A 20,841-nucleotide genomic window follows, 5' to 3' on the forward strand; every position below is an offset into this window, starting at 1 on the left:
AACCGCGCGACGATTTCAAGGCGTTTAAGCGGGGTTCAGACGCCGAACGATCTTGGCCGGATTGCCGACGACCACGACATCCGGCGGCACGTCCTTGGTCACCACAGCGCCGGCGCCGACGACCGCACGGTCTCCGACCGTAATCCCGGCCAGGACGATGGCGCCGCCGCCGATCCACACGTCGTCGCCGATGACGATGGGCCGGGCCGTCTCCTTGCCGCGCCGCTCGATCGCATCCAGCGGATGTTCGGGCGTGAGCAGTTGAACGCCCGGCCCGGCCTGGAAATTGTCGCCGATGCGGATTTCGGCGCAATCCAGAAAGACGCAGTTGGCGTTGGCGAAGGCGTTGGCCCCCATGTGGATGTTGACGCCGTAGTCGCAGAAGAAGCCGGGCATGATGACCGCCGCCCCATCCGCCGCACGGACCAACCGGTTGACCAGGGCCCGGCGCCTGTCGCGATCCGGCTCGGCGTTAATGGCGACGGTCAAGGCCACCGCGCGGGCGCGCCCGTCTCGCAGATCGGGGTCGCCCGGATCGTAGGGCAGGCCCGCCAGCATCTTCTCGCGTTCGGTCATGCGGCCTCCGTCAAGGCGGCGGCGACCGCCTCACCCACGGCCAGGGAACTGGTCAGGCCGGGGCTTTCGATGCCGAACAGGGCCATCAGGCCATCGACGCCGTGATGTTCGCGGCCGTGCAGCTGGAAATCCGGCTGCGGTTCGCCCGGTCCGTGCAGCTTGGGCCGGATGCCGGCGTAGTCGGGCGTCAGCCGCTCTGGCGTCACGCCCGGCCAGAAACGGGCGATGTAACGGGCGAACGCCTCCGCCTTGGCAGGGTCGACCGAATAATCCTCGACCTCCACATAGGCCAGGTCGGGTCCGAACACGCCCTGCCCGCCCAGGTCCTTGCGGTAGTGGGTGCCCAGGGCGCCCGGGATCGGCGGCGGATAGATCAGACGGTTGAACGGCGCCGGTCCCGTCAGCCGGAAATAGACGCCCTTGCCAAGATGGCGCGCGGGGATGTCGCCGGCCGGATAGCCTTCGATCAGGGCCGCGACGGATTGGGCCGACAGGCCCGGAGCGGTGACCAGCAGGCGGCTGGTCAGGGTCGTCGCCCCCTCCCCGCCGACGCGGATGGAGAAGCCGCCGCCCTGCAACAGCTCGGCGCCCTCGAACGGCGCGCCGGTGACGACCGAGCCGCCCGCGTCCTCGATCTCGCCCTGCAAGGCCAGCATGTAGCCATGACTGTCGAAGACCCCGCTCTCGGGCGACAGGATGGCGGCATGGGCGTTCAAGGCGGGCTCAAGCGCCCGCGCCTGGTCCCCGGTCAGATGTTGCAGCCCCTCGACGCCGTTGGTCGTCGCCTGCTGGAAGATGGCCTCGATCCGCTCGACCTCAGCCTCCTCGGTCGCCACGACCAGCTTGCCGCACTTCCAGTGGTCGATCTTATGACTTTCCAGAAACGCGTAGAGGGCGCGCCGTCCTTCGACGCAGAACCGCGCCTTCAAGGACCCGGTCGGATAATAGAGGCCGCCGTGGATGACCTCGGAGTTGCGCGAGGAGACGCCCTGGCCGATGTGGCCTTCCTTTTCCAGCACCAGGACCGTCAGCCCGCGTTTCGACAGCGCCCGACCGCAGGCCAGGCCCACGGCCCCGGCGCCCACGACCGTCGCGTCGAAATCGAAACTCATTGGCCGCCGTACCTCCGCTGCGCCTCGGCCTCGAAACAGCCGATCAGCTTCTCCACCGCCCGGTCGAAATTGGCCTGCAGCATCAGGTCCAGCATCCGCGACTTGAAGGCGAAGTCGATCATGAACTCCAGCCGCGCGCCTTCGGGGTGCGGAAAGAACTCCCAGCGGTTCTTCAGGTGTTTGAACGGTCCGCGCAACAGGCCGACCTCGACCTTGGGCGCATTGCGGTCGTGGCGCACCCAGGTGGAGAACCGCTCCTTCAAGAAGGAAAAACCGACGGACGCCTCCGCATCGACGACGCTGACGCCCTCGGCTTCCGGGCGTTCGTTCCAGACACGCATCGAGGTGACCCACGGCACGAAGTCCGGATAGGCGCGCACGTCGGCGACAAGATCGGCAAGCTGCTGGGGCGCATACGGAAGGATGCGCGTGACGCGGTGGACGGCCATGCGGGGCTTAGCGACGCAGCTGCGCCTCGCGCGCGGCCTTCAGCCGGGCGAAGTCGTCGCCGGCGTGGTGCGACGAACGCGTCAGCGGCGAGGACGACACCATCAGGAAGCCCTTGGCCCGGGCGATCGCCTCATAGGCCTTGAACTCTTCCGGCGTGACGAAGCGGTCGATGGCGGCGTGCTTGCGCGTCGGCTGCAGATACTGGCCGATGGTGATGAAGTCGACGCCGGCGGAGCGCATGTCGTCCATGACCTGCATGACCTCTTCCTTGGTCTCGCCCAGGCCGACCATGATGCCGGACTTGGTGAACTGGTTGGGGTCGCGCTCTTTGACCATCTGCAGCAGGCGTAGGGAGTGGAAGTAGCGAGCGCCGGGCCGGATCTTCAGATACAGGCGCGGCACGGTTTCCAGGTTGTGGTTGAAAACGTCGGGCCGGGCGTCGATCATCACCTCGGCGGCGCCGTCCTTCCTCAGGAAGTCGGGCGTCAGGATTTCGATTGTGGTCTGCGGCGCCTGCAGGCGGATCTGGCGCACGACTTCGGCGAAGTGCGCCGCGCCGCCGTCGGACACATCGTCGCGGTCGACCGAGGTGATGACGACATGGTTCAGGCCCATCTGCTGGACGGCCAGGCCGACCTTGCCCGGCTCTTCCGGGTCCAGCGGCTGGGGCAGGCCGGTCTTGACGTTGCAGAAGGCGCAGGCTCGCGTGCAGGTATCGCCCATGATCATCAGGGTGGCGTGCTTCTGGCTCCAGCACTCGCCGATGTTCGGGCAGGCCGCCTCCTCGCAGACGGTCACGAGGCCCTTGGAGCGGACGATCTCCCTGGTCGCATTGTACTGGCCCGAACCGGGCGCCTTGACCCGCAGCCAGTCCGGTTTCTTCAGGACGACCGTCTCCGGACGGTTCTGCTTTTCCGGATGGCGCAGCTCCGACGGCTTGCGCTGAAGGGTGTCGATCAGGGTGACCATGGCCGGTATTTCGGCTTTCCGGGGGCCGAAGGCAAGGCACAGGCGGTTACAGATCGCCGCCCTTGCCGGAACTCACGCGCGGTAACACATCTTTTCAAGATCGCGCGGCGTCATTAATGACGGTCGCCCTGACAACAGAGAGGGCCGGTCGCGCCCTCCGTAGGAGACGCGCTTGCGCCAGGCCCTGGATCCCTCGCTTTATCAAGAGTCGCTGATCGACGCCCTGATCGAGGCCCGGTCGCGGTTCGGCGACAAGGAGATTCTGGAGGATCAGGACAGACATCCCCTCACCTACACCGGCCTGATCCGCGCCGCCTTCGTTCTGGGCCGCAAGATCGCGAACATGACCGAGAGGGGCGAACGGGTCGCCATCCTGCTGCCGTCGTCGATGGGGGTGGTGGTGACCTTCTTCGGCCTGCACGCCCACGGCCGGGTGCCGGTGATGCTGAACTTCACCGCCGGCGAGGCGAACCTTAAGGCCGCGATCCGGACCGCCGGCGTCAAGAAGGTGCTGACCGCCAAACGCTTCATCGACCAAGCCAAGTTGGACGACCTGATCGAGGAGCTGAAGACCGGCGCGGACATCGTCTGGCTGGACGATGTCCGCAAGACCATCGGCCTGGCCGACAAGCTGTACGGACTGGCCGCCGGCGCTGCGCCGAAGCGGTTCCGCGTGAAGACCGATCCCGATGCGCCGGGCGTGGTGCTGTTCACCTCGGGCAGCTTCGGCACGCCCAAGGGCGTGGTGCTGAGCCAGCGCAACCTGGTCGCCAACGCCCGTCAGGTGGCGGCGCACATCGACCTGAAGCCCGAGTGGGTCATGTTCAACCCGCTGCCGACCTTCCACTGTTTCGGCCTGACCGGCGGGGTCATCCTGCCGCTGCTGCAGGGGATGAAGGCGTTCGAATATCCGTCGCCGTTGCACGCCAAGCAGATCACCGACCTGCTGCCCCAGGTGAAGGCCTCGATCCTGTTCGCGACCGACACCTTCCTGAGCCAGTACGCCCGCGTCGCCGAGCCCGACGACTTCGCCACCCTGCAGTTCGCCGTCGCCGGGGCCGAGAAGGTGCGCGAAGAGACGCGCGCCCTGTTCAACACCAAGTTCGGCGGCGTCGAACTGCTGGAAGGCTACGGCGCGACCGAGGCTTCGCCCGTGGTCGCCGTCAACCACCCGGACCGCAACGCGCCGGGCACGGTCGGGCAGATCCTGCCCGGCATGGACTGGAAGCTGGAGCCGGTCGAGGGCATCGAGGGCGGCGGGCGGCTGTTCCTGAAGGGTCCGAACGTGATGTCCGGCTATGTCACCGGCGCCGAACCGCTGGCGTGGGAGCCGGTCGAGGACGGCTGGCTGGACACCGGCGACATCGTCGACGTGGACGCCGAGGGCTATGTCACCATCAAGGGACGCGCCAAGCGCTTCGCCAAGATCGGCGGCGAGATGGTGTCGCTGACGGCGGTCGAAGGCATCGCCGGCGCGGTCTGGCCGGAACAGCGCCACGCCGTCGTCTCCATCCCCGACAGCCGCAAGGGCGAGAAGCTGGTGCTGGTCACCGACCACGCCTCGGCCGAGGTCGCGCCGCTGGCCGAATGGGCGCGCGAGAACGGCGCCCCGGAACTGGTCGTGCCCAAGAAGATCGTCAAGGTCGCCGAAGTGCCCGTCCTGGGCACCGGCAAGACCGACTATGTCGCCATCCAGAAGATGGTCGAGGCCGCCTGACCTTCAGCCGATCCGCACGCCGGTCATCGAGATCGAGCCGCCGTCGATGTGGTCGTTGAAGAAGCTGACGGGTTCGCCCTCGTGCTGCTGGGCGGCGACGTAGAGGACGGGCAGGAAATGCTCGTCGGTCGGCACGCTGAGCTGAGCGTTCTCGGCCAGGCCGACCCAGTCGATCAGGGCGTCGTGGTCGCCGATCAGGAGGGCGTGCTTGACCGCCTCGTTGAACCCGGCGGCCCAGGCGTAGGGTTCGGCGCCCGCCTCGCGCTTCCAGGTGCGCAGGTTGTGCACGAAGTCGCCGGAGCCGGCGACGACGACTCCCTCGTCCCGCAGCGGCCGCAGGGCCCTGGCCAGATCGTAGTGCTGGCGCGGCGTGAGGTCGCGATTGAGCGACAACTGAACCACCGGCACGTCCGCTTGCGGCCAGACATGGGCCAGCACCGACCAGGTTCCGTGGTCCAATCCCCATTGCAGGGTCTGGACCGCGCCGGTCAGTTCGGCCACCCGCGCCGCCAGTTCGGGCGAACCGGGGGCGGGATATCGCATCTCGTGAAGTTCGCGCGGGAAGTTTCCGAAATCGTGGATGGTTTCAGGCTTGTCCTGCGCCGTGACGCCCAGCCCGCGCGTCTCCCAATGGGCGGAGATCATCGCCACGCCCTTGGGCTTGCCGATCGCCTGGCCCAGATCGCGCCACGCGGCCCCGAAGGGACCGCCCAGCGCGTTCATGGGCGAACCGTGGCCGAAGAAGACGGCGGGCTGGCGCATCGGATCAGCCGTGCAGCTTCTTGGCCAGGTCGGCGATGTGCCGGCCCTGGAACCGGGCGCCGTCCAGTTCGATGGCGCTGGGCATACGCGAGCCGTCGCCGCCGGTGATGGTCGTCGCCCCATAGGGCGAGCCGCCATGGACCGCATCCAGCGTCATCTGCGCCTGGAACGAATACGGCAGGCCCACCACCGGCATGCCGTGGTGCATGAAGAAGTTGTGCAGGCCCTGGAAGGTGGTTTCCTGGCCGCCATGCTGGGTCGCGGTGGCGGTGAAGGCGCCGCCGATCTTGCCGATCAGCGCGCCCGAGAACCACAGGCCGCCGGCCTGGTCCAGAAAGGCGCGCATCTGCGACGCAGCCGAGCCGAAGCGCGTGCCGGCGCCGATGATGATGGCGTCATACGCCTTCAGGTCGTCGATCCTGGCGATCGGGGCCTTCTGATCCAGCTTGTAGCCCGAGGACTTGGCCAGGTCCTCCGGCACCGTCTCGGGAACCCGCTTGATGTCCACGACGGCGCCATCGACCTCGCGCGCGCCCTCGGCGACGGCTTCCGCCATGGCTTCGATATGGCCGTAGGTCGAATGGTAGAGGACGAGGATTTTCGGCATCGGGGAGTTCCTTGGATTGACGGCGACCATTCGCAACAGTCATCGTTCCCATTCTGGGAAATCCCGCCGCCGGATGCAAGGGCGCCGGCCCCTAAAACGGACAGACGCGCGCAAAGAAGACGTCGTCGCCTTCGGTCGACTCGCCGCGGCTTCGACGGAAACGATGCTCCATGACCATCGCCTGCTGCTCGATGTTCAGCGCATCCCACTGGCAGTCGGATGTCGCGGCGTAGGCGTAGCTGTCGCGCCGGTCGCCCGCCTTCAGCTTGGCCCACAGCAGGTTCACGCCCTGCTGCGCCTGCCACACATGCGTCAGTTCGTGGATCAGCACGCCCTGCGTCCGCATCGGCGCGATGGCGAAGTCCTGGCGCATCGCCCGACGGGGCCAGACGATCCAGTCCCGGCCGAACCAGCGCCCGGCGACGAACGCCCGCGCGAACGGCCAGACGATCAGCCGCACCGTGTCCAGGCGCAGGGCGTTCCCGAAGGCCTCCTTCGCCAGCTCGATCTCGCCTTCGGTCAGGGCGCGGACGGCTCTCGCCACGGTTCGACATACTCCCAATGCCAAGGCTCATAGACATAGGGCGTGAAACCGAACCGGCCAGCGTTCTCGACCAGCCAGCGATAGGCCGCGCCCTGGCTCATATGCGCGCGACTGGCCGGGGCCGTCGAATCCACGCCCGAACCGGGCAGACGACCGACATAGAGATCGACCGCCGTTCCGGTGCGATGCGGCGAGCAGATCGCGCGGCGCAGCCCGTCGCAATTGCCTTGCTGGGCGCAGCGTGCGGCGTCCGCTTCCGGGTCGCGGAAGCCGGAGAAGATCTGCAGCAGTTCGGGGTCGGCGGCGATTTCGGGAACCTGGGCGCGCGCCTCCGCGGCCATCCGGCGATAGGCGGCCAGGACGTCCCGGCGCAGCAGGCGGGTCAGGCGGTCGGCGTGTTCCTCGGCTTCGACAAGATAGCCCAGCTGGTTGATCGGCGGTGGCTCGGGACACTCGCCCGCGAGCCGCGCCATGATGAAGGACCGCCGCTCCTGCCAGACGCCCCTGAACACCTGGAAGGTCGCGCTGTCGAACAGGCCGGTGGGGGCCAGGTCGTGCGTCTGCTGGAACGCCGCCAGGTGCGAGGCGAAGATCGGCGTGCCCGCCCCGCAATGGGTGCGAAGTTCGTGCTGGATCAGCGGCAGATAGGTCTCCCACCCCCATTCGGTCGCGCCGAAAGGGGCCCATTCCAGCGAATAGAGCGATATGGCGTTGGCGAACCCCTGCCCGGCCCAGATGTCGGCGTTGGTCTGGCAGGGAGCGACCTGGGCGCGCGCGCCGCCGGCGCTGACCAGGATCGCCAAGCCCGCCAGCACCCCGGTCAGAACGTGCGGGAATCTGCCTCTCATCCGCCCAGTCAGCCCCATGTCGGTCCGCGCGGCAAGGGCGCCCAAGGCGTCGCAAAGCTGCGATGGTGTCGCGGGCCGACTCGCGCCCGGACGGATGATGTCATGACCGCGCCCCGCCGCTCCAACGCCGTCCTGGCGGCCTTCTCCGGGCCGTGCCTGCCGCTGGCGGCCTTCGGCGTCGCCCTGCCGGTGACCCTGCCGGAGTTCTACGCCACCCACGTCGGGCTGGAGCTGGGCGTGGTGGCGGCCGTCTTCATGGCGGTGCGGCTGATCGACATCGCCTTCGACCCCTTCATCGGCTGGGGCATGGACCGGACGCGCACGCGCCTGGGCCGCTATCGCCCGTGGATGGCGGCGTCCGTCCCGATCCTGATGCTGGCCGCCCTGATGATGTTCGTGATGGTGGGGCCGGGCGCGCCGCCGGCCTATCTGTTCGCCTGGCTGCTGGTGCTCTATCTCGGCTTTTCGATCGGGACGCTGGCGCAACTGGGCTGGGCCTCGGTCCTGGCGCCGCAATACGATCAACGCAGTCGCGTCTATGGCTGGTGGCAGGTCTTCAACATCATCGGGGTGATCCTGATCCTGGTCCTGCCGACGGTGGTGATCCAGACGGGCCTGGGCGACTACGCAGACGGGGTGCGGATCATGGGCTGGGCCATCGTCGCAGCCCTGCCGCTGATGTTCGGCCTGGCCTTCCTCGCCGTGCCGGAGCCGGTCAATCCGGGCGCCCCGCCGCATGGAGGGGTGTCGGCCTATCTGGCGCTGTTTCGGCTGAAGACGGTGCGCAAGCTGCTGGCCGCCGACCTGCTGCTGGGCGTCGCGCCGGGGATCACGGGCGCGCTGGTGTTCTTCTTCTTCGGCTGGATCAAGGGCTATGGCCACGCTGAGGCCTCACTGCTGATGCTGGTCTATTTCGTGGCCGGCCTGTTCGGGGCGCCGATCTGGACCTGGTTGGCGGTGCGGATCGGCAAGGACCGGGCCCTGGCGGTGTCCAGCCTGATCTTCGCGGCCGCCTATGTCGGGGCCACCCTGCTGCCGGGCGGAAACTTCGTCCTGAGCCTGGCCGCGATGTTCGTCGCCGGCCTGCCCTATGCCGCCAACCTGCTGCTGCTGCGCGCCATGATGGCCGATGCGGGCGACGAGGTGCGGCTGGAGACGGGCGTGGACCGCACGGGACTGATGTTCTCCATCCTTTCGGCGACGACCAAGCTGGGCCACGTCTTCGCCCTGGTTCCCTACGCCCTGCTGCAGGCCGTGGGGTTCCGGCCCGACGCCGTGCCGGGCGGCAACAGCCCCCAGGCCCTCCTGGCGCTGCAGGTGCTGTTCATCGCCGTTCCGGCCGTGCTGATGGTCGCCGCCGCCTGGGTCCTGAGGGGCTATCCCTTGACGCCGGCGCGCCATGACGCCATCCGCGCCGCATTGGACGCCCGCGACGGAGCCCCCGCTTGAGACCGATCGACCGCCTGCTGGGCGTCATGGAGAAACTGCGCGACCCGCGGGACGGCTGCCCCTGGGACGTGGAGCAGACCTTCGCCACCATCGCGCCCTATACGATCGAGGAGGCCTACGAGGTCGCCGACGCCATCGAGCGCGCCGACCTGGTCGAGCTGAAGGGCGAACTGGGCGACCTGCTGTTCCAGGTCGTCTTCCACGCCCGCATGGCCGAGGAACAGGGGCTGTTCGCCTTCGACGACGTGGCCACGGCCATCGCCGACAAGCTTGAACGCCGGCATCCGCACGTCTTCGGCGACGAGGCCCAGCGCTCGTCGACCCAGCAGACCCTCGCCTGGGAGGCGATCAAGGCGGAAGAGCGAAAGGACCGGAAGAAGCCGGGCGTGCTGGACGACGTGCCCGTCGGCCTGCCCGCCCTGACCCGCGCCGCCAAGCTGACCAGGCGCGCCGGCCGCGTCGGCTTCGACTGGCCCTCGACCGACGAGGTGTTCGACAAGCTGGCCGAGGAGATCGAGGAACTGCGCGTCGAGATCGCCGCCGGCGACAGGGACAAGGCGCGCGAGGAACTGGGCGACCTGCTGTTTGTCGTCGCCAACCTGGCCCGCAAGCTGGAGGTGGAGCCGGAGGACGCCCTTCGCGCCGCCAACGCCAAGTTCGTGCGGCGCTTCGGCTTCATCGAGGCTGAACTGGCCAAGGACGGCCGCACGCCCGACCAGTCGACGCTGGAAGAAATGGACCGCCTCTGGGACGCCGCAAAGGTCGCGGAAAAGCCCGCCGCGTGACCTATGACCTGATCATCTTCGACTACGACGGCGTCGTCGCCGACAGCGAAGTGCTGAACAGCACCGTCATGGCCGAACAGCTGACGGCCCTGGGCCTGCCAACCAGCCTGGATGACGTGCTGGCCGCCTATACGGGCAAGCGCTGGCGCGACAACCGTCCGGTGGTGGAGGCGGCCCTGGGGCGCCCCTGCCCCGAGGATTTCCACACCACCTGGTTCGCCACCTGCCGCGCCCGCGCGCGCCGCCAGCTCAAGCCCGTTCCCGGCATGGTCGATTTCGTCGGACGGCGGACCGAGCGGCGGTGCATCGCCTCGTCCAGCGGTCCGGACTGGATCGGCGTCGGCCTGGACCTGTTCGGCCTGACCGACCATTTCGACGGCGCGGTCTTCACCGGACTGAATGTCGAACGGGGCAAGCCGCATCCCGACATCTTCATCCACGCCGCGCGCCAGATGGACGTCGATCCGGCGCGCGTCCTGGTGATCGAGGACAGCGAGGCGGGCGTCATCGCCGGCGTCGCGGCCGGAATGACGGTCGTGGGCCTGACGGCCGGGGGCCATGTGCGCGACGGCCACGCCCAGCGCCTGGTCGCCCGAGGCGCGCATCACGTGGCGGACAGCTACGCCGCCGTCTCGGCCTTCATGGATCGCTGACGCCTAGAGGTAGCGCAGTTCCTGCAGGTCCACCTCGCGGATCATGCGGCGGGCGGTGACTTCGTCCAGCTGGCGCGCGCGGGCCATGCGTCCCAGTTCGTCCCGCTCGGCGGCAAGGCCGGCCAGCCACAGGCGGCGCTCGATCTCGTCGATCCTGCGCGACAGGGCGGCGTCGTCCTCGTCGGTGCGGGTGTGGGTCTCGATGCGGTGGCGATAGACCTCCATGATCCGGCTGGCGATGTCGGAATAGAGGTCGGGGTTGGGCTTGCCCTCGGCCATCGCGTGCGACACGTCCTCGATGGCGCGCAAGGCGGCCGAGGCGGCGGCCACGCGGCCGCGATCCTCCTCCCGTTCATGCGACGGTTCAGGCGGCAGTTCGACGTTCTTCAGCAGCCGCGGCAGGGCGAAGGTCGCGACCAGCAGGGACACCACGATCACCCCCGCCGCCAGGAAGATGGCCAGGTTTCGCGCCGGCATGGGCGTGCCGTCGGCCAGGGCGAACGGCAGCGTCAGGATGCCCGCCAGGGTGATGGCGCCACGCACTCCCGCCAGCGACATCACCATGGTCAGCCGCAGCCCCACCTTGGGAGGCGGCCCGCGATGACGACGCCGGAACAGGGTCAGGCGCAGCGACGTCCACACCCAGATGAACCGCAGCGCGGCCAGGGCGGCGACGATGGCGAAGACATAGACCGCCAGCCACCAGACTTCGGGCCGGCTGGTGCCCGCCACCACCTCGGCCGCGCGGGCCATGATCGAGGGCATCTGCTCGCCCAGGATCACGAAGATGATGCCGTTTGCCACGGACTGCACCGTGTCCCACACCACGCCGCGACGAATGCGCGTCATGGCCAGCGACTGGCCGCCCGCGCCCCCGCCCCTTTCGGTGAAGCTCATGGTGACGCCGGCCGCGACGGCGGCGAGAATGCCCGACGCCTGAAGCTCCTCGGCCACCAGATAGGCGGCGAAGGGGATCAGCAGGCTGATGAGGATCTGAGCGCCCACGTCCTCGCCCCAGCGTCGGCTGACCCAGCCCTTGGCCGTGCTGATCGCCAGGGTCACGGCGATGCCGGACGCCACCCCGGCCAAGGCCAGCCAGGCGAAGTTGACCACCGCTTCTTGCAGCACGAAGGCGCCGGTGGTCGCCGCCGCGACGGCCAGCCGCATGCAGGTCAGGCCGGTCGCGTCGTTCAGCAGCGACTCGCCTTCCAGAATGTGCATCAGCCGCTTGGGGATCGGCGCGCGGGCGGCGATGGCCTGAACCGCGATGGGATCGGTCGGCGACAGGATGGCGGCCAGGGCGAAGGCCACCGCCAGGGGCATCTCCGGGATCATCCACCACATCAGGAAGCCCAGTCCGATGACCGTGAAGATCACCAGGCCCAGCGCCAGTTCAAGGATGATGGCGCGGTCGCGGAACAGGTCTTCCTTGGGGATCCGCCATCCGTCCAGGAACAGCAGCGGCGGCAGGAACAGCAGGAAGAAGATGTCCGGTTCCAGGTCGACCGTCACGCCGGTCACCAGGACGATGACGGCGCCCAGACCGATCTGGACCAGCGGCAGGGCGATGCGCGTCACCCGCGCGATGGAACCAGAGACCACCACGGCCAGGAGCAGCAGCAGGACGGTCTCGATCAGATGCATGGGTCAGCCGGCAAGGTCAGGATACAGGCGTTCGAATCGCCCGAGCGCCGCAGGATGCAGTCGCACGGCGACATGAGTCCGGCCAAGCTCGTCCGTCTCACGATCCGTCACGCGTCCGTGTTCATACAGCCAGGCCAGCGCCTCGCCCTGATCCGGCGCCAGCGTCACCCGCGTCTCGGGATCGTCGTCGATCAGGCGCGCGATGGTTTCGCGAAGACTTTCGACGCCCTCGCCGGTCCAGGCCGAGACCGCCACCGCCGTTCCGTCGCGCTGCTGGCGCTCGGCCTGCCCCAGGACAGCCTCGCGCGCATCGCCGTCCAGCAGGTCGATCTTGTTCCAGACTTCCAGCACGCGACGGGTCTTGCCCTCGGGAATCTCGATCTGCTGCAGCACCGACTCGACATCGGCGGCCTGCGCGTCCGTATCGGCCGAGGCGATGTCGCGCACGTGCAGGATCAGGTCGGCCTCGCCGACCTCCTCCAGCGTGGCGCGGAAACTCTCGACCAGTTCGTGCGGCAGGTCCGAGATGAAGCCCACGGTGTCGGCGATGATGGCCGGACGTCCTTGCGGCAGGCGGATGGTGCGCTGGGTGGTGTCCAGGGTGGCGAACAGCAGGTCCTTGGCGAAGACCTCGGACCCCGTCAGCCGGTTGAACAGCGTCGACTTGCCGGCGTTGGTGTAGCCGACCAGGGCCACCGTCGGGAACGGAACCTTCTGGCGCTGCTTGCGATGCAGGCCGCGCGTGCGGCGCACCTCTTCCAGCTCGGCCTTCAGCTTGACGATCCGGTCGGCGATCAGGCGCCGGTCCAGCTCGATCTGGGTTTCGCCCGGACCGCCGGTCGAGCCGGTGCCGCCCCGCTGGCGCTCCAGGTGGGTCCAGGTGCGGACCAGGCGCGAGCGTTCGTAGTCCAGCCGCGCCAGTTCGACCTGAAGCCGGCCTTCCTTCGTCCGCGCGCGCCGTCCGAAGATTTCCAGGATCAGGCCGGTGCGGTCGATGACCTTCACCTCCCACGCCTTTTCCAGGTTGCGCTGCTGCACCGGCGACAGGGCGTCGTCGATGATGGCGACATCGGCGTCGGCGGCGCGCATCAGGGCGGCCAGTTCGTCCACCTTGCCGGCGCCGAAGAGGGTGGCCGGCGTCACCTTGCGGATGCGCACGATCTCCTCGCCCCGGATATCCAGGTCGAGCGCGCGCGACAGGCCGACGGCCTCTTCCAGCCGCTCTTCGGCCAGACGAGGCGAATCCGACCGTCCGTCGGGGTGGATGACAACCGCCTTCTGAACCGGGGCGGCGTGATCAATGAGTTTTTGGGTCAATCAGTCTTCTTCGGCGTCGGGCTCGTACAGCTGCACGGGCGCGGACGGCATGATGGTGGAGATGGCGTGCTTGTACACCAGCTGGGACTGGCCATCGCGGCGCAGGAGCACACAGAAGTTGTCGAACCAGGTCACGATGCCCTGCAACTTGACCCCGTTCACTAGGAAGATGGTCAGCGGCGTCTTGGTCTTGCGGACCGAGTTGAGGAAGGTGTCCTGAAGGTTCTGACGTTTGTCTTGCGACATGGCAGGTTTTTCCTGTTCTTGGTTGTTCGTCGCCGTAAGGGAGCGGCGCGGGGCCGGAAGGGCCGGGACGACCTTAAACGGCGCCTCCCCGCCGGAGCAACGCCCTAAATGGCGTCTCTGCGAGCCTGTTCAAGATAGAGCTGGCGCAAGCGCTTGGTGATCGGCCCGGGTTTGCCGTCGCCGATCTTGGTCCCGTCGATCGACACCGCGGGGGTGACGAAGGCGCCCGCGGCGGTGAAGAAGGCCTCGCGCGCCCGCTTGGCCTCCTCGACGCTGAAGGGGCGTTCGTCCAGTTCGACGCCGTGCTCCTTGATCAGCTCCATCAGGGTCGTGCGGGTGCAGCCTTTCAGGATATTGGCCTGGGTGTCGCGGGTGCGCAGCTTGCCGTTCTCGTCGACGATCCAGGCGTTGGTGGAGGAGCCCTCCGTGACCAGCCCCATCTCGTCGACCATCCAGGCCTCGTAGGCGCCGGCCTCGCGGGCCGCCTGCTTGGCCAGGATGTTGGGCAGAAGCCCGACCGTCTTGATGTCGCACCGCCCCCACCGGATGTCGGGTTGGGTCAGGACGGCGACGCCCTTCCTGGCCTGCGCCTCGCCCCGCGCCAAGGGTATGGACTTCGCGGTCACGACCACGCTGGGCGGCGTGCCCGGCGCCGGAAACGGATGGTCGCGGCGCGCCGTGCCGCGCGTGACCTGAAGATAGACGATGCCGTTGACCACCCGATTGCGCCGGATGGTCTCGCGCAGCACCTGGGTCAGGGCGGCGGCCGACATGGGAATGTCGATCCGCAGTTCGTTCAGGCTGCGGTGCAGGCGCGTCATATGGCCTTCGAAGTCGGCCATCTTGCCATCGAAGACCGACCAGACCTCATAGACGCCGTCGGCGAACTGGAAGCCGCGATCCTCGATGTGCACCACGGCCTGGCCGTGCGGGCTGTAGGATCCATTGACGTAGGCGACGCGGGACATCAGGCGGTCTCTTCCTCTTCACCGCCGCGGGCGGGGGAAACGCCCAGCGACTTCAGCTTTCTGTGCAGCGCGGACCGCTCCATGCCGATGAAGGCCGCGGTGCGGGAGATGTTGCCGCCGAAGCGCATGATCTGGGCGGCCAGATACTCGCGCTCGAACACCTCGCGCGCCTCGCGCAGCGGCAGGGCGATCGTGCGTTCGGCGCCCAGCGACCCGGCCGACCCGTTCGACGTCGCCACCTCCTGCGGCAGCATGTCGGCGGTGATCGGCTCGCCAGGATCGCCCGTGGCCAGGATCAGCAGCCGCTCGATGTTGTTCCTCAGCTGGCGGATGTTGCCGGGCCAGGGGTGGACCTGAAGGACGGCCACGGCGTCGTCGCCGACGACGCGCCGGGGCAGGCCCTGCGAGGCGCTGATGGTCTCCACGAAATACTCCACCAGTTCGGCGATGTCCTCGCGGCGTTCCGACAGGGCCGGCACGCGGATCGGCACGACGTTCAGCCGGTGGAACAGGTCCTCGCGGAACCGCCCTTCGGCGATCTCGGTCTTCAGGTCGCGCGAGGTGGAGGTGACGACCCGCACGTCCACCTGAACGTCCTGTTCGCCGCCGACCCGGCGGAAGCGCTGATCGACCAGGACCCGCAGAACGCGGCTCTGGCTTTCGCGCGGCATGTCGCTGATCTCGTCCAGGTACAGGGTGCCGTTGTGGGCGCGCTCGAACACGCCGATCTTGCGCGGCCGACCGTCCTGGCCCTCCTCGCCGAACAGTTCGACATCCAGCCGTTCGGGGGTCATGCCCGCCGCGGAGATGGCCACGAATTCGGCCCGGGCGCGGGGGCTGCCTTCGTGGATCTGGCGCGCCACCAGTTCCTTGCCCGAGCCGGGCGGACCCGAGATCAGCACCCGGCTGTTGGCCTGGGCCACCTTGGCGATGGTGCCGCGCAGCGCCTGGGCCGCCTGCGATTTTCCGATCAGGCCCGACGGCGTCATCGTCTGGGCGCGCAGTCTGCGGTTTTCGCGCCGCAGGGTCGCCGCCTCTATCGCGCGTTCGACCACCACGACCAGCCGGTCAGACTTGAAGGGCTTTTCGATGAAATCGTAGGCGCCGCGCTTCAGCGCCGTCACCGCCGTCTCGATGTTGCCGTGGCCCGAGATCATCACCACCGGCAGGTCGGCGTCGATCTCCTTGACCACCTCCAGCAGTTCCAGCCCGTCCAGGCCGCCGCCCTGCATCCAGATGTCCAGGATGGCCAGAGACGGCTTGCGGGCGCGGATCGCCGCCAGCGCCTCGTCGGAGTTGGCGGCCACGCGCACCGCATGGCCCTCGTCCTCCAGCAGGCCGGAGACCAGATCGCGGATATCGGCCTCGTCGTCGACGACCAGAATGTCGGAACCGGTAGGTCGCATCTTGCCTCGCTTATTCGGCGGCGATGGTCTGGAGCCTGCGCTCCATCGCTTCGCCGGTCCTTCCGGGGGGTTTCAGGGGGAAGATCAGGCACACGCGTGCGCCGCGCAGCGTCTCGGCGTCGCCCAGCCTCAGCTCGCCGCCGTGGTCCTCGCAGATGCGCTTGACGATCGCCAGGCCCAGGCCGGTGCCCTTTTCGCGCGTGGTCACATAGGGCTCGGTCAGCCGATCCCGGTCGGTGGCGGGCAGGCCCACGCCGTCATCCTCGACCACGAACATCGCCTGGCCGTCGTGGACGTCCAGCGAAGCCTTCACGCCGGTGTCTTCCGAGGCCGCCGCCTCGCCGTCCGCCAGACGGCGCGCGGCCACGGCCTCGCCCGCGTTCTTCAGGATGTTGATCAGGGCCTGGCCGACCATGCGGCCGTCGCAAGACAGGGTGGTTTTCGGCAAGGGTTCGTCCATGTCCACGACGATGTCGGGCGCCGCGACACGCTGGGCGAACACCGCCTCGCGCAGCATCTCGGCCGGATTTTCGGGCGCGAAACGCGGAGCCGGCATCCGTGCGAAGGACGAAAACTCGTCCACCATCCGGCCGATGTCACCCACCTGGCGAATGATCGTGTCGGTGCAGCGGTCGAATATCTCCACCTCGTCGACCTTGGAGCGGTACTTGCGCTTCAGCCGCTCGGCGGACAGTTGGATCGGCGTCAGCGGGTTCTTGATCTCGTGGGCGATGCGCCGCGCCACGTCGCGCCAGGCCGCGTTTCTTTGGGCCGTGACCAGCCGGGTGATGTCGTCGAAGGTCAGGACCATCTCGCCGCCCTGCCCGCCTTCGATGCGGACGCGCAGCCTTCGCGTCTCTCCCGCGCGGCTGACGTCGATGTCCTCTTCGATATGGGCCTCGGCCCGACGCACAAGGTCGCTCAGCTCCGGCGACAGCGTCGCCAGCTCGTGGCCCAGCACCTCGTCCTCGGCGATGTGCAGAAGCTGGATGGCGCTGTCGTTGACCGCCGACACCCGCCCCCGCCGATCCAGGCCGATCACGCCGGCGCTGACCCCGGACAAGACCGTCTCGATGAAGCGGCTGCGACCCTGCGCCTCCTCGCTTGCGGCGCGCAGGGCGGTCTGTTGCGCCTGGAGATCGCCGGTCATCCGATTGAAGGCGTCGGACAGGGTCGCGATCTCCGCCGGCGCGCGATCCACCTCGACCCGCGCGGAAAAGTCGCCGCCGGCCACCTGGCCCGCCGCCTTCACCAGACGACCGATGGGCGCCGAGATGCTGCTGGCGGCCGACATCCCCATCCAGACCGCCCCGACCAGGACAAGCAACGCCGTCTCCAGATAGCTGAGCAGGAAGGCCGATTGGATGCGCGCCCGGCTTTCGCTGGCCTCCCGGTAGGCCTGGATGGCTGCGTTGGAGGCGTTCATCCGCGTGATCAGCCCGTCCTGCAGAGGGCGCACCAGATAGAGATAGGCGTCGCCGTACGCCGGCAAGGCGATCAGGGACCGCACGGTGTCGGGATGCTGGGTCACGTCCGTGGGCGGCTTGCCGCCCTGGGCGGCGTCTTCCAGGTAGGCGCGCGGCGGCAGCAGCAGGGGCGGCGCGCCGGGCTGTTCGGCGCGGGCCAGGATCTCGCCCTCTCCGTTCAGTATGTAGATGGCCGGATAGCCGAAGATGTCGCCGACCTGGGCCAGGGCGTCGTTGAACCTGATCCGGTCGCCGAACAGGCCGCGCGCGCTGGACAGCTGATCGGAGATGATCATCAGGTCCGAGTCCATCGAGCGCGACACGTCCTCGATGTAGGCGCGTCCGACGACGGCGCCGTTCTCGACCGAGGCCTGGACGTTGTCGCTGAACCACTGGTCGACGCCGCGGTTGACCAGGACGCCGAACACTAGGGCGATCAGCACGGCCGGGATCACCGCGACCATGGAGAACAGAGCCACGAAACGCAGGTGCAGGCGGGATCCCGCCTCGTGCGCGCCCCGGGCCAACGCCAGGACGCGCCGCCCGATCACGAACGCAAGGCCGGCGATAAGCGCCAAGTTGGCGACCAGGACGACCAGGGCGATCTGGCCGGTCGATCCGCCCGCTCCGCCCGCCCGCGCGCCCGGCGCGATGACGGTCAGCCAGACGGCCGCCGCGGTGGCGACCACCGCCACGACATAGGCCACGCCGAAGATCGACCGCGCCCGGTCGCCGTCAAGTCGGCCCCAGAACGGCTCATCGCCCGACGCGGGATCGGGCAAGGCGGCCGAAACTGGAGGCGTATCCGTCATGCAACGGCACTGTCCACAAATCGTGACCCGGTTTCAACAACGGAGTTGTCGACCCGCGCCAAATTTGATCGCCAAAGCTCCGCCATAGCCGCCTCGACGGCCTCCGGCGTCTCGATCCGGCAAATTCTTGCCTTGGCTTCACGGCGGTGTTGCGGATCGGCCGGCCAGGGGGCCTGTTCGACATACCAGCCCAGGTGCTTTCGGAACATGCGCAGTCCCAGCGGCAGGCCGTAGAAGGCGACCGAGGCGCGCAGGTGTTCCAGCACGATCGCCAGGCGCGCCTGCGGACCCGGCTCCTCCATCGCCACGCCGTCGATCAGCGCCCGTTCCAGATGCGCCGCCAGCCAGGGCCGGCCATAGACGCCGCGTCCCAGCATCAGGCCGTCGGCCCCACACCGATCCAACGCCTCTCGCGCTTGGTCCGCCGTGACGATGTCGCCGTTGACGATCACCGGCACGGCCACCGCCGCCTTGACCTCGGCCACGGCGCCCCAGTCGGCCTGGCCCGTATAGAACTGCTTGCGCGTGCGGCCGTGCACTGTGACCGCCTTGACCCCGATGGCTTCGGCGCTGCGCGCCAGTTCGGCGGCGTTGCGGCTGTCGTCATCCCAGCCCAGCCGCATCTTGACCGTGACCGGGCGGGTCGTCGCCCCGACCGCCGCCTCCATGATCCGGCGCGCCAGATCGGGCGTGCGCATCAGGGCCGACCCCGCCGCCGCGCCCGTCACCTCCTTGGCCGGGCAGCCGAAGTTCAGGTCGACGATGTCGGCGCCGGCCGCCTCGGCCATGCGCGCGCCCTCGGCCATCGCGGCCGGATCGCGGCCGACGAGCTGGATCACCGTCAGGGGCAGCCCCTCGCCCACGGCCGCGCGGCGCACGACGTCCGGCCGCGCCCGCGCCAGTTCGCGCGCCGCCACCATCTCGGTCGCGACATAGGCCGCGCCCAGCCTGGAGGCCAACAGCCGGAACGGCAGGTCGGTCACGCCGGTCATCGGCGCCATCAGCACCCGCCCGGGCACGCACACGTCCCCGATCTGCAAACGGTTCGTCATCCGGGCCTTTCGCCGCATTACGGCGGCGTTCGTCAAGCACGACCGCGGCGCTTTGATGGTTTCGATGTCGCGGGCGGAAAAGCGGATGACACGTCTTCGACGCGCGCTCTAGAAGGCGACATGACGTTTTCAGGCATCATCGTCGCGGCCGGGTCAGGCGCGCGCGCGGGCGGCGATAAGCAGTGGCGCGACCTGGGCGGCCAGCCTGTCCTTCGGCGCTCGGTCGAAGCTCTGCTGGCGACTGGCGCGCAAGAGATCGTGATCGTCGTAGCGCCCGGCGCCGAGCTGCGGGCGACGGAAACGCTGGCGGGCCTTGACGGCTGGCGCGCGGCCATCGGCGGATCGACCCGGGCCGCTTCGGTCCAGGCGGGTCTGGCCGCCCTGACCTGTCCTCCGGACCAGCCGGTCTTGATCCATGACGCGGCGCGGCCGCTGTTGCCCAGGGCGGTCGTGCAACGGCTGCTTGACGCGCTGGAAACCCATGACGGCGCCCTGCCCGCCTTGCCGGTGGCCGACAGCCTGCGTCGCGGGCGGCAAGGGTTCATGGACGGCGTCGTGGACCGCGACGGCCTGTGGCGCGCGCAGACCCCTCAGGCGTTCCGGCGCGGCGTCGTCGAACAGGCCTACGCCGTCTGGACCGACGATCACCCGCCCGCAGACGAGGCCGTGGTCGTGCAGCAACACGGCGGCCGGGTGGCCCTGGTCGCCGGCGACCCGCGCCTGATGAAGCTGACCTATCCGGAGGATTTCGCCATGGCCGAGGCCCTGCTCCCCCGCCAGACCCGTGTCGGCTCGGGCTACGACGTGCATCGCTGGGGGCCGGGAGGCTCCGTCTGGCTGTGCGGGATCGAGGTGCCGCACGACCAGACCCTGATCGGTCATTCGGACGCCGACGCCGGCCTGCACGCCCTGACCGACGCCCTGCTGGGCGCCATCGCCGACGGCGACATCGGCGATCACTTTCCGCCCAGCGATCCGAAATGGAAAGGCGCGTCCTCGGACCGTTTCCTGGTCCACGCCGCCGAACGGGTGAAGGCGCGCGGCGGGCGCATCGTCAATGTGGACGTCACCCTGATCTGCGAACGCCCCAAGGTGAAGCCGCACCGCGACGCCATGCGCCAGCGCATCGCCGACCTGCTGGCGTTGCCGCTCGACGCCGTCAGCGTGAAGGCCACGACGTCCGAGGGGCTGGGTTTCACCGGGCGCGGCGAAGGCCTTGCCGCGCAGGCCGTCGCCACCGTCGACCTGCCCGCCTCAGCCTGACGTCGCCGGATGGGCGGCCTCAACAGGGGCTTGGGTGTCTCCCGTCATCGGTCGCTGGTCGTCGCTGCCCTGGCTGCGCAGGAAGGCGGTGGCGGCGACGCCGACGTAGAGCAGCACGAACACACCCAGCAGCACGCCCAGCAGCTTCAGCAGGCGACGAGGGTTCTTCAGGACAGGCGGCTTGTCTTCGGTCAT

Annotated in this window: 21 protein-coding genes; 5 read left to right on the forward strand and 16 right to left on the reverse strand. The window is 68.8% G+C overall.

All coding sequences use genetic code 11. The annotated features are described in order from the left end of the window. Positions 1-24: 24 nt before the first annotated feature. The 4 genes from M8231_RS16895 to lipA are packed head-to-tail and all read right to left on the reverse strand — an operon-like array spanning position 25 to position 3,107. Complete coding sequence (locus M8231_RS16895) at positions 25-576, reverse strand: sugar O-acetyltransferase (protein WP_283843689.1); 552 nt, start codon at positions 574-576, stop codon at positions 25-27. Next, positions 573-1,688 carry an NAD(P)/FAD-dependent oxidoreductase gene (locus M8231_RS07810; RefSeq protein WP_249750446.1) on the reverse strand — a complete coding sequence of 372 codons (1,116 nt, stop codon included), beginning with the start codon at positions 1,686-1,688 and terminating at the stop codon, positions 573-575. The genes M8231_RS16895 and M8231_RS07810 overlap by 4 nt, the downstream gene beginning before the upstream one ends. Beyond that, on the reverse strand, positions 1,685-2,137 hold the full coding sequence (locus M8231_RS07815; RefSeq protein ID WP_249750445.1) for a type II toxin-antitoxin system RatA family toxin: 453 nt from the start codon (positions 2,135-2,137) through the stop codon (positions 1,685-1,687). Before M8231_RS07815 ends, M8231_RS07810 begins: the two co-directional genes overlap by 4 nt. 7 nt (positions 2,138-2,144) lie before the next feature. Continuing rightward, positions 2,145-3,107 carry a lipoyl synthase gene (gene lipA, locus M8231_RS07820; RefSeq protein ID WP_249750444.1) on the reverse strand — a complete coding sequence of 321 codons (963 nt, stop codon included), beginning with the start codon at positions 3,105-3,107 and terminating at the stop codon, positions 2,145-2,147. Between the two features lie 172 nt (positions 3,108-3,279). On the opposite strand from lipA, the gene M8231_RS07825 reads away from it, so the two are divergent. After that, complete coding sequence (locus tag M8231_RS07825; protein WP_249750443.1) at positions 3,280-4,824, forward strand: AMP-binding protein; 1,545 nt, start codon at positions 3,280-3,282, stop codon at positions 4,822-4,824. A gap of 3 nt (positions 4,825-4,827) precedes the next feature. On the opposite strand, the gene ygiD is transcribed toward M8231_RS07825, so the two are convergent. From ygiD to M8231_RS07845, 4 genes are all read right to left on the reverse strand, one after another. Next, positions 4,828-5,586: a 4,5-DOPA-extradiol-dioxygenase gene (gene ygiD, locus M8231_RS07830; protein ID WP_249750442.1), complete on the reverse strand. Its 759-nt coding sequence runs from the start codon at positions 5,584-5,586 to the stop codon at positions 4,828-4,830. Positions 5,587-5,590: 4 nt separating this feature from the next. Next, a complete protein-coding gene (gene wrbA, locus M8231_RS07835) occupies positions 5,591-6,193 on the reverse strand; it encodes an NAD(P)H:quinone oxidoreductase (protein ID WP_249750441.1) in 603 nt (200 codons plus the stop codon). A gap of 91 nt (positions 6,194-6,284) precedes the next feature. Next, entirely contained in the window at positions 6,285-6,737 is a 453-nt protein-coding gene (locus tag M8231_RS07840) for a hypothetical protein (protein ID WP_249750440.1), read from the reverse strand. Beyond that, positions 6,713-7,585: a D-alanyl-D-alanine carboxypeptidase family protein gene (locus M8231_RS07845; RefSeq protein ID WP_249750439.1), complete on the reverse strand. Its 873-nt coding sequence runs from the start codon at positions 7,583-7,585 to the stop codon at positions 6,713-6,715. Before M8231_RS07845 ends, M8231_RS07840 begins: the two co-directional genes overlap by 25 nt. Positions 7,586-7,687: 102 nt before the next feature. On the opposite strand from M8231_RS07845, the gene M8231_RS07850 reads away from it, so the two are divergent. From M8231_RS07850 to M8231_RS07860, 3 genes are read left to right on the forward strand one after another with little or no spacing between them, the layout of a single operon-like run. Continuing rightward, positions 7,688-9,034, forward strand: a complete 1,347-nt coding sequence (locus tag M8231_RS07850) for an MFS transporter (protein ID WP_249750438.1) — start codon at positions 7,688-7,690, stop codon at positions 9,032-9,034. Positions 9,035-9,060: 26 nt separating this feature from the next. Next, a complete protein-coding gene (gene mazG / locus M8231_RS07855; protein WP_249751983.1) occupies positions 9,061-9,819 on the forward strand; it encodes a nucleoside triphosphate pyrophosphohydrolase in 759 nt (252 codons plus the stop codon). After that, positions 9,816-10,472 (forward strand): HAD family hydrolase, encoded by a 657-nt coding sequence (locus M8231_RS07860; RefSeq protein ID WP_249750437.1) that lies wholly within the window; start codon positions 9,816-9,818, stop codon positions 10,470-10,472. The genes mazG and M8231_RS07860 overlap by 4 nt, the downstream gene beginning before the upstream one ends. A gap of 3 nt (positions 10,473-10,475) precedes the next feature. Here the strand turns inward: M8231_RS07860 and M8231_RS07865 are convergent, their stop codons facing one another. The 7 genes from M8231_RS07865 to dusB all read right to left on the reverse strand — a co-directional run bounded on the left by M8231_RS07865 (position 10,476) and on the right by dusB (position 19,383). Beyond that, positions 10,476-12,116: a Na+/H+ antiporter gene (locus M8231_RS07865; RefSeq protein ID WP_250202546.1), complete on the reverse strand. Its 1,641-nt coding sequence runs from the start codon at positions 12,114-12,116 to the stop codon at positions 10,476-10,478. A 3-nt stretch (positions 12,117-12,119) separates the two neighbouring features. Further along, positions 12,120-13,433, reverse strand: a complete 1,314-nt coding sequence (gene hflX / locus M8231_RS07870) for a GTPase HflX (protein ID WP_250202547.1) — start codon at positions 13,431-13,433, stop codon at positions 12,120-12,122. Continuing rightward, positions 13,434-13,679 carry an RNA chaperone Hfq gene (hfq, locus tag M8231_RS07875; RefSeq protein WP_003164861.1) on the reverse strand — a complete coding sequence of 82 codons (246 nt, stop codon included), beginning with the start codon at positions 13,677-13,679 and terminating at the stop codon, positions 13,434-13,436. Between the two features lie 104 nt (positions 13,680-13,783). Beyond that, positions 13,784-14,647 carry a D-amino-acid transaminase gene (locus M8231_RS07880; RefSeq protein ID WP_201216155.1) on the reverse strand — a complete coding sequence of 288 codons (864 nt, stop codon included), beginning with the start codon at positions 14,645-14,647 and terminating at the stop codon, positions 13,784-13,786. After that, complete coding sequence (ntrX, locus tag M8231_RS07885; RefSeq protein WP_250202548.1) at positions 14,647-16,053, reverse strand: nitrogen assimilation response regulator NtrX; 1,407 nt, start codon at positions 16,051-16,053, stop codon at positions 14,647-14,649. The genes M8231_RS07880 and ntrX overlap by 1 nt, the downstream gene beginning before the upstream one ends. Before the next feature lie 10 nt (positions 16,054-16,063). Continuing rightward, complete coding sequence (locus tag M8231_RS07890) at positions 16,064-18,331, reverse strand: sensor histidine kinase NtrY-like (protein ID WP_250202549.1); 2,268 nt, start codon at positions 18,329-18,331, stop codon at positions 16,064-16,066. Next, a complete protein-coding gene (dusB, locus tag M8231_RS07895; RefSeq protein ID WP_250202550.1) occupies positions 18,328-19,383 on the reverse strand; it encodes a tRNA dihydrouridine synthase DusB in 1,056 nt (351 codons plus the stop codon). Before dusB ends, M8231_RS07890 begins: the two co-directional genes overlap by 4 nt. A gap of 120 nt (positions 19,384-19,503) precedes the next feature. Between dusB and M8231_RS07900 the strand changes: the two genes are divergently transcribed. Next, positions 19,504-20,646 carry a bifunctional 2-C-methyl-D-erythritol 4-phosphate cytidylyltransferase/2-C-methyl-D-erythritol 2,4-cyclodiphosphate synthase gene (locus M8231_RS07900; RefSeq protein ID WP_249750435.1) on the forward strand — a complete coding sequence of 381 codons (1,143 nt, stop codon included), beginning with the start codon at positions 19,504-19,506 and terminating at the stop codon, positions 20,644-20,646. Here M8231_RS07900 and M8231_RS07905 read toward each other — a convergent pair. Further along, positions 20,638-20,841: a hypothetical protein gene (locus M8231_RS07905; RefSeq protein ID WP_249750434.1), complete on the reverse strand. Its 204-nt coding sequence runs from the start codon at positions 20,839-20,841 to the stop codon at positions 20,638-20,640. The two genes, M8231_RS07900 and M8231_RS07905, sit on opposite strands and share 9 nt — an antisense overlap.

The sequence above is a fragment of the Brevundimonas albigilva genome, from assembly GCF_023573565.1.
Taxonomy (GTDB): Bacteria; Pseudomonadota; Alphaproteobacteria; order Caulobacterales; family Caulobacteraceae; genus Brevundimonas; species Brevundimonas albigilva.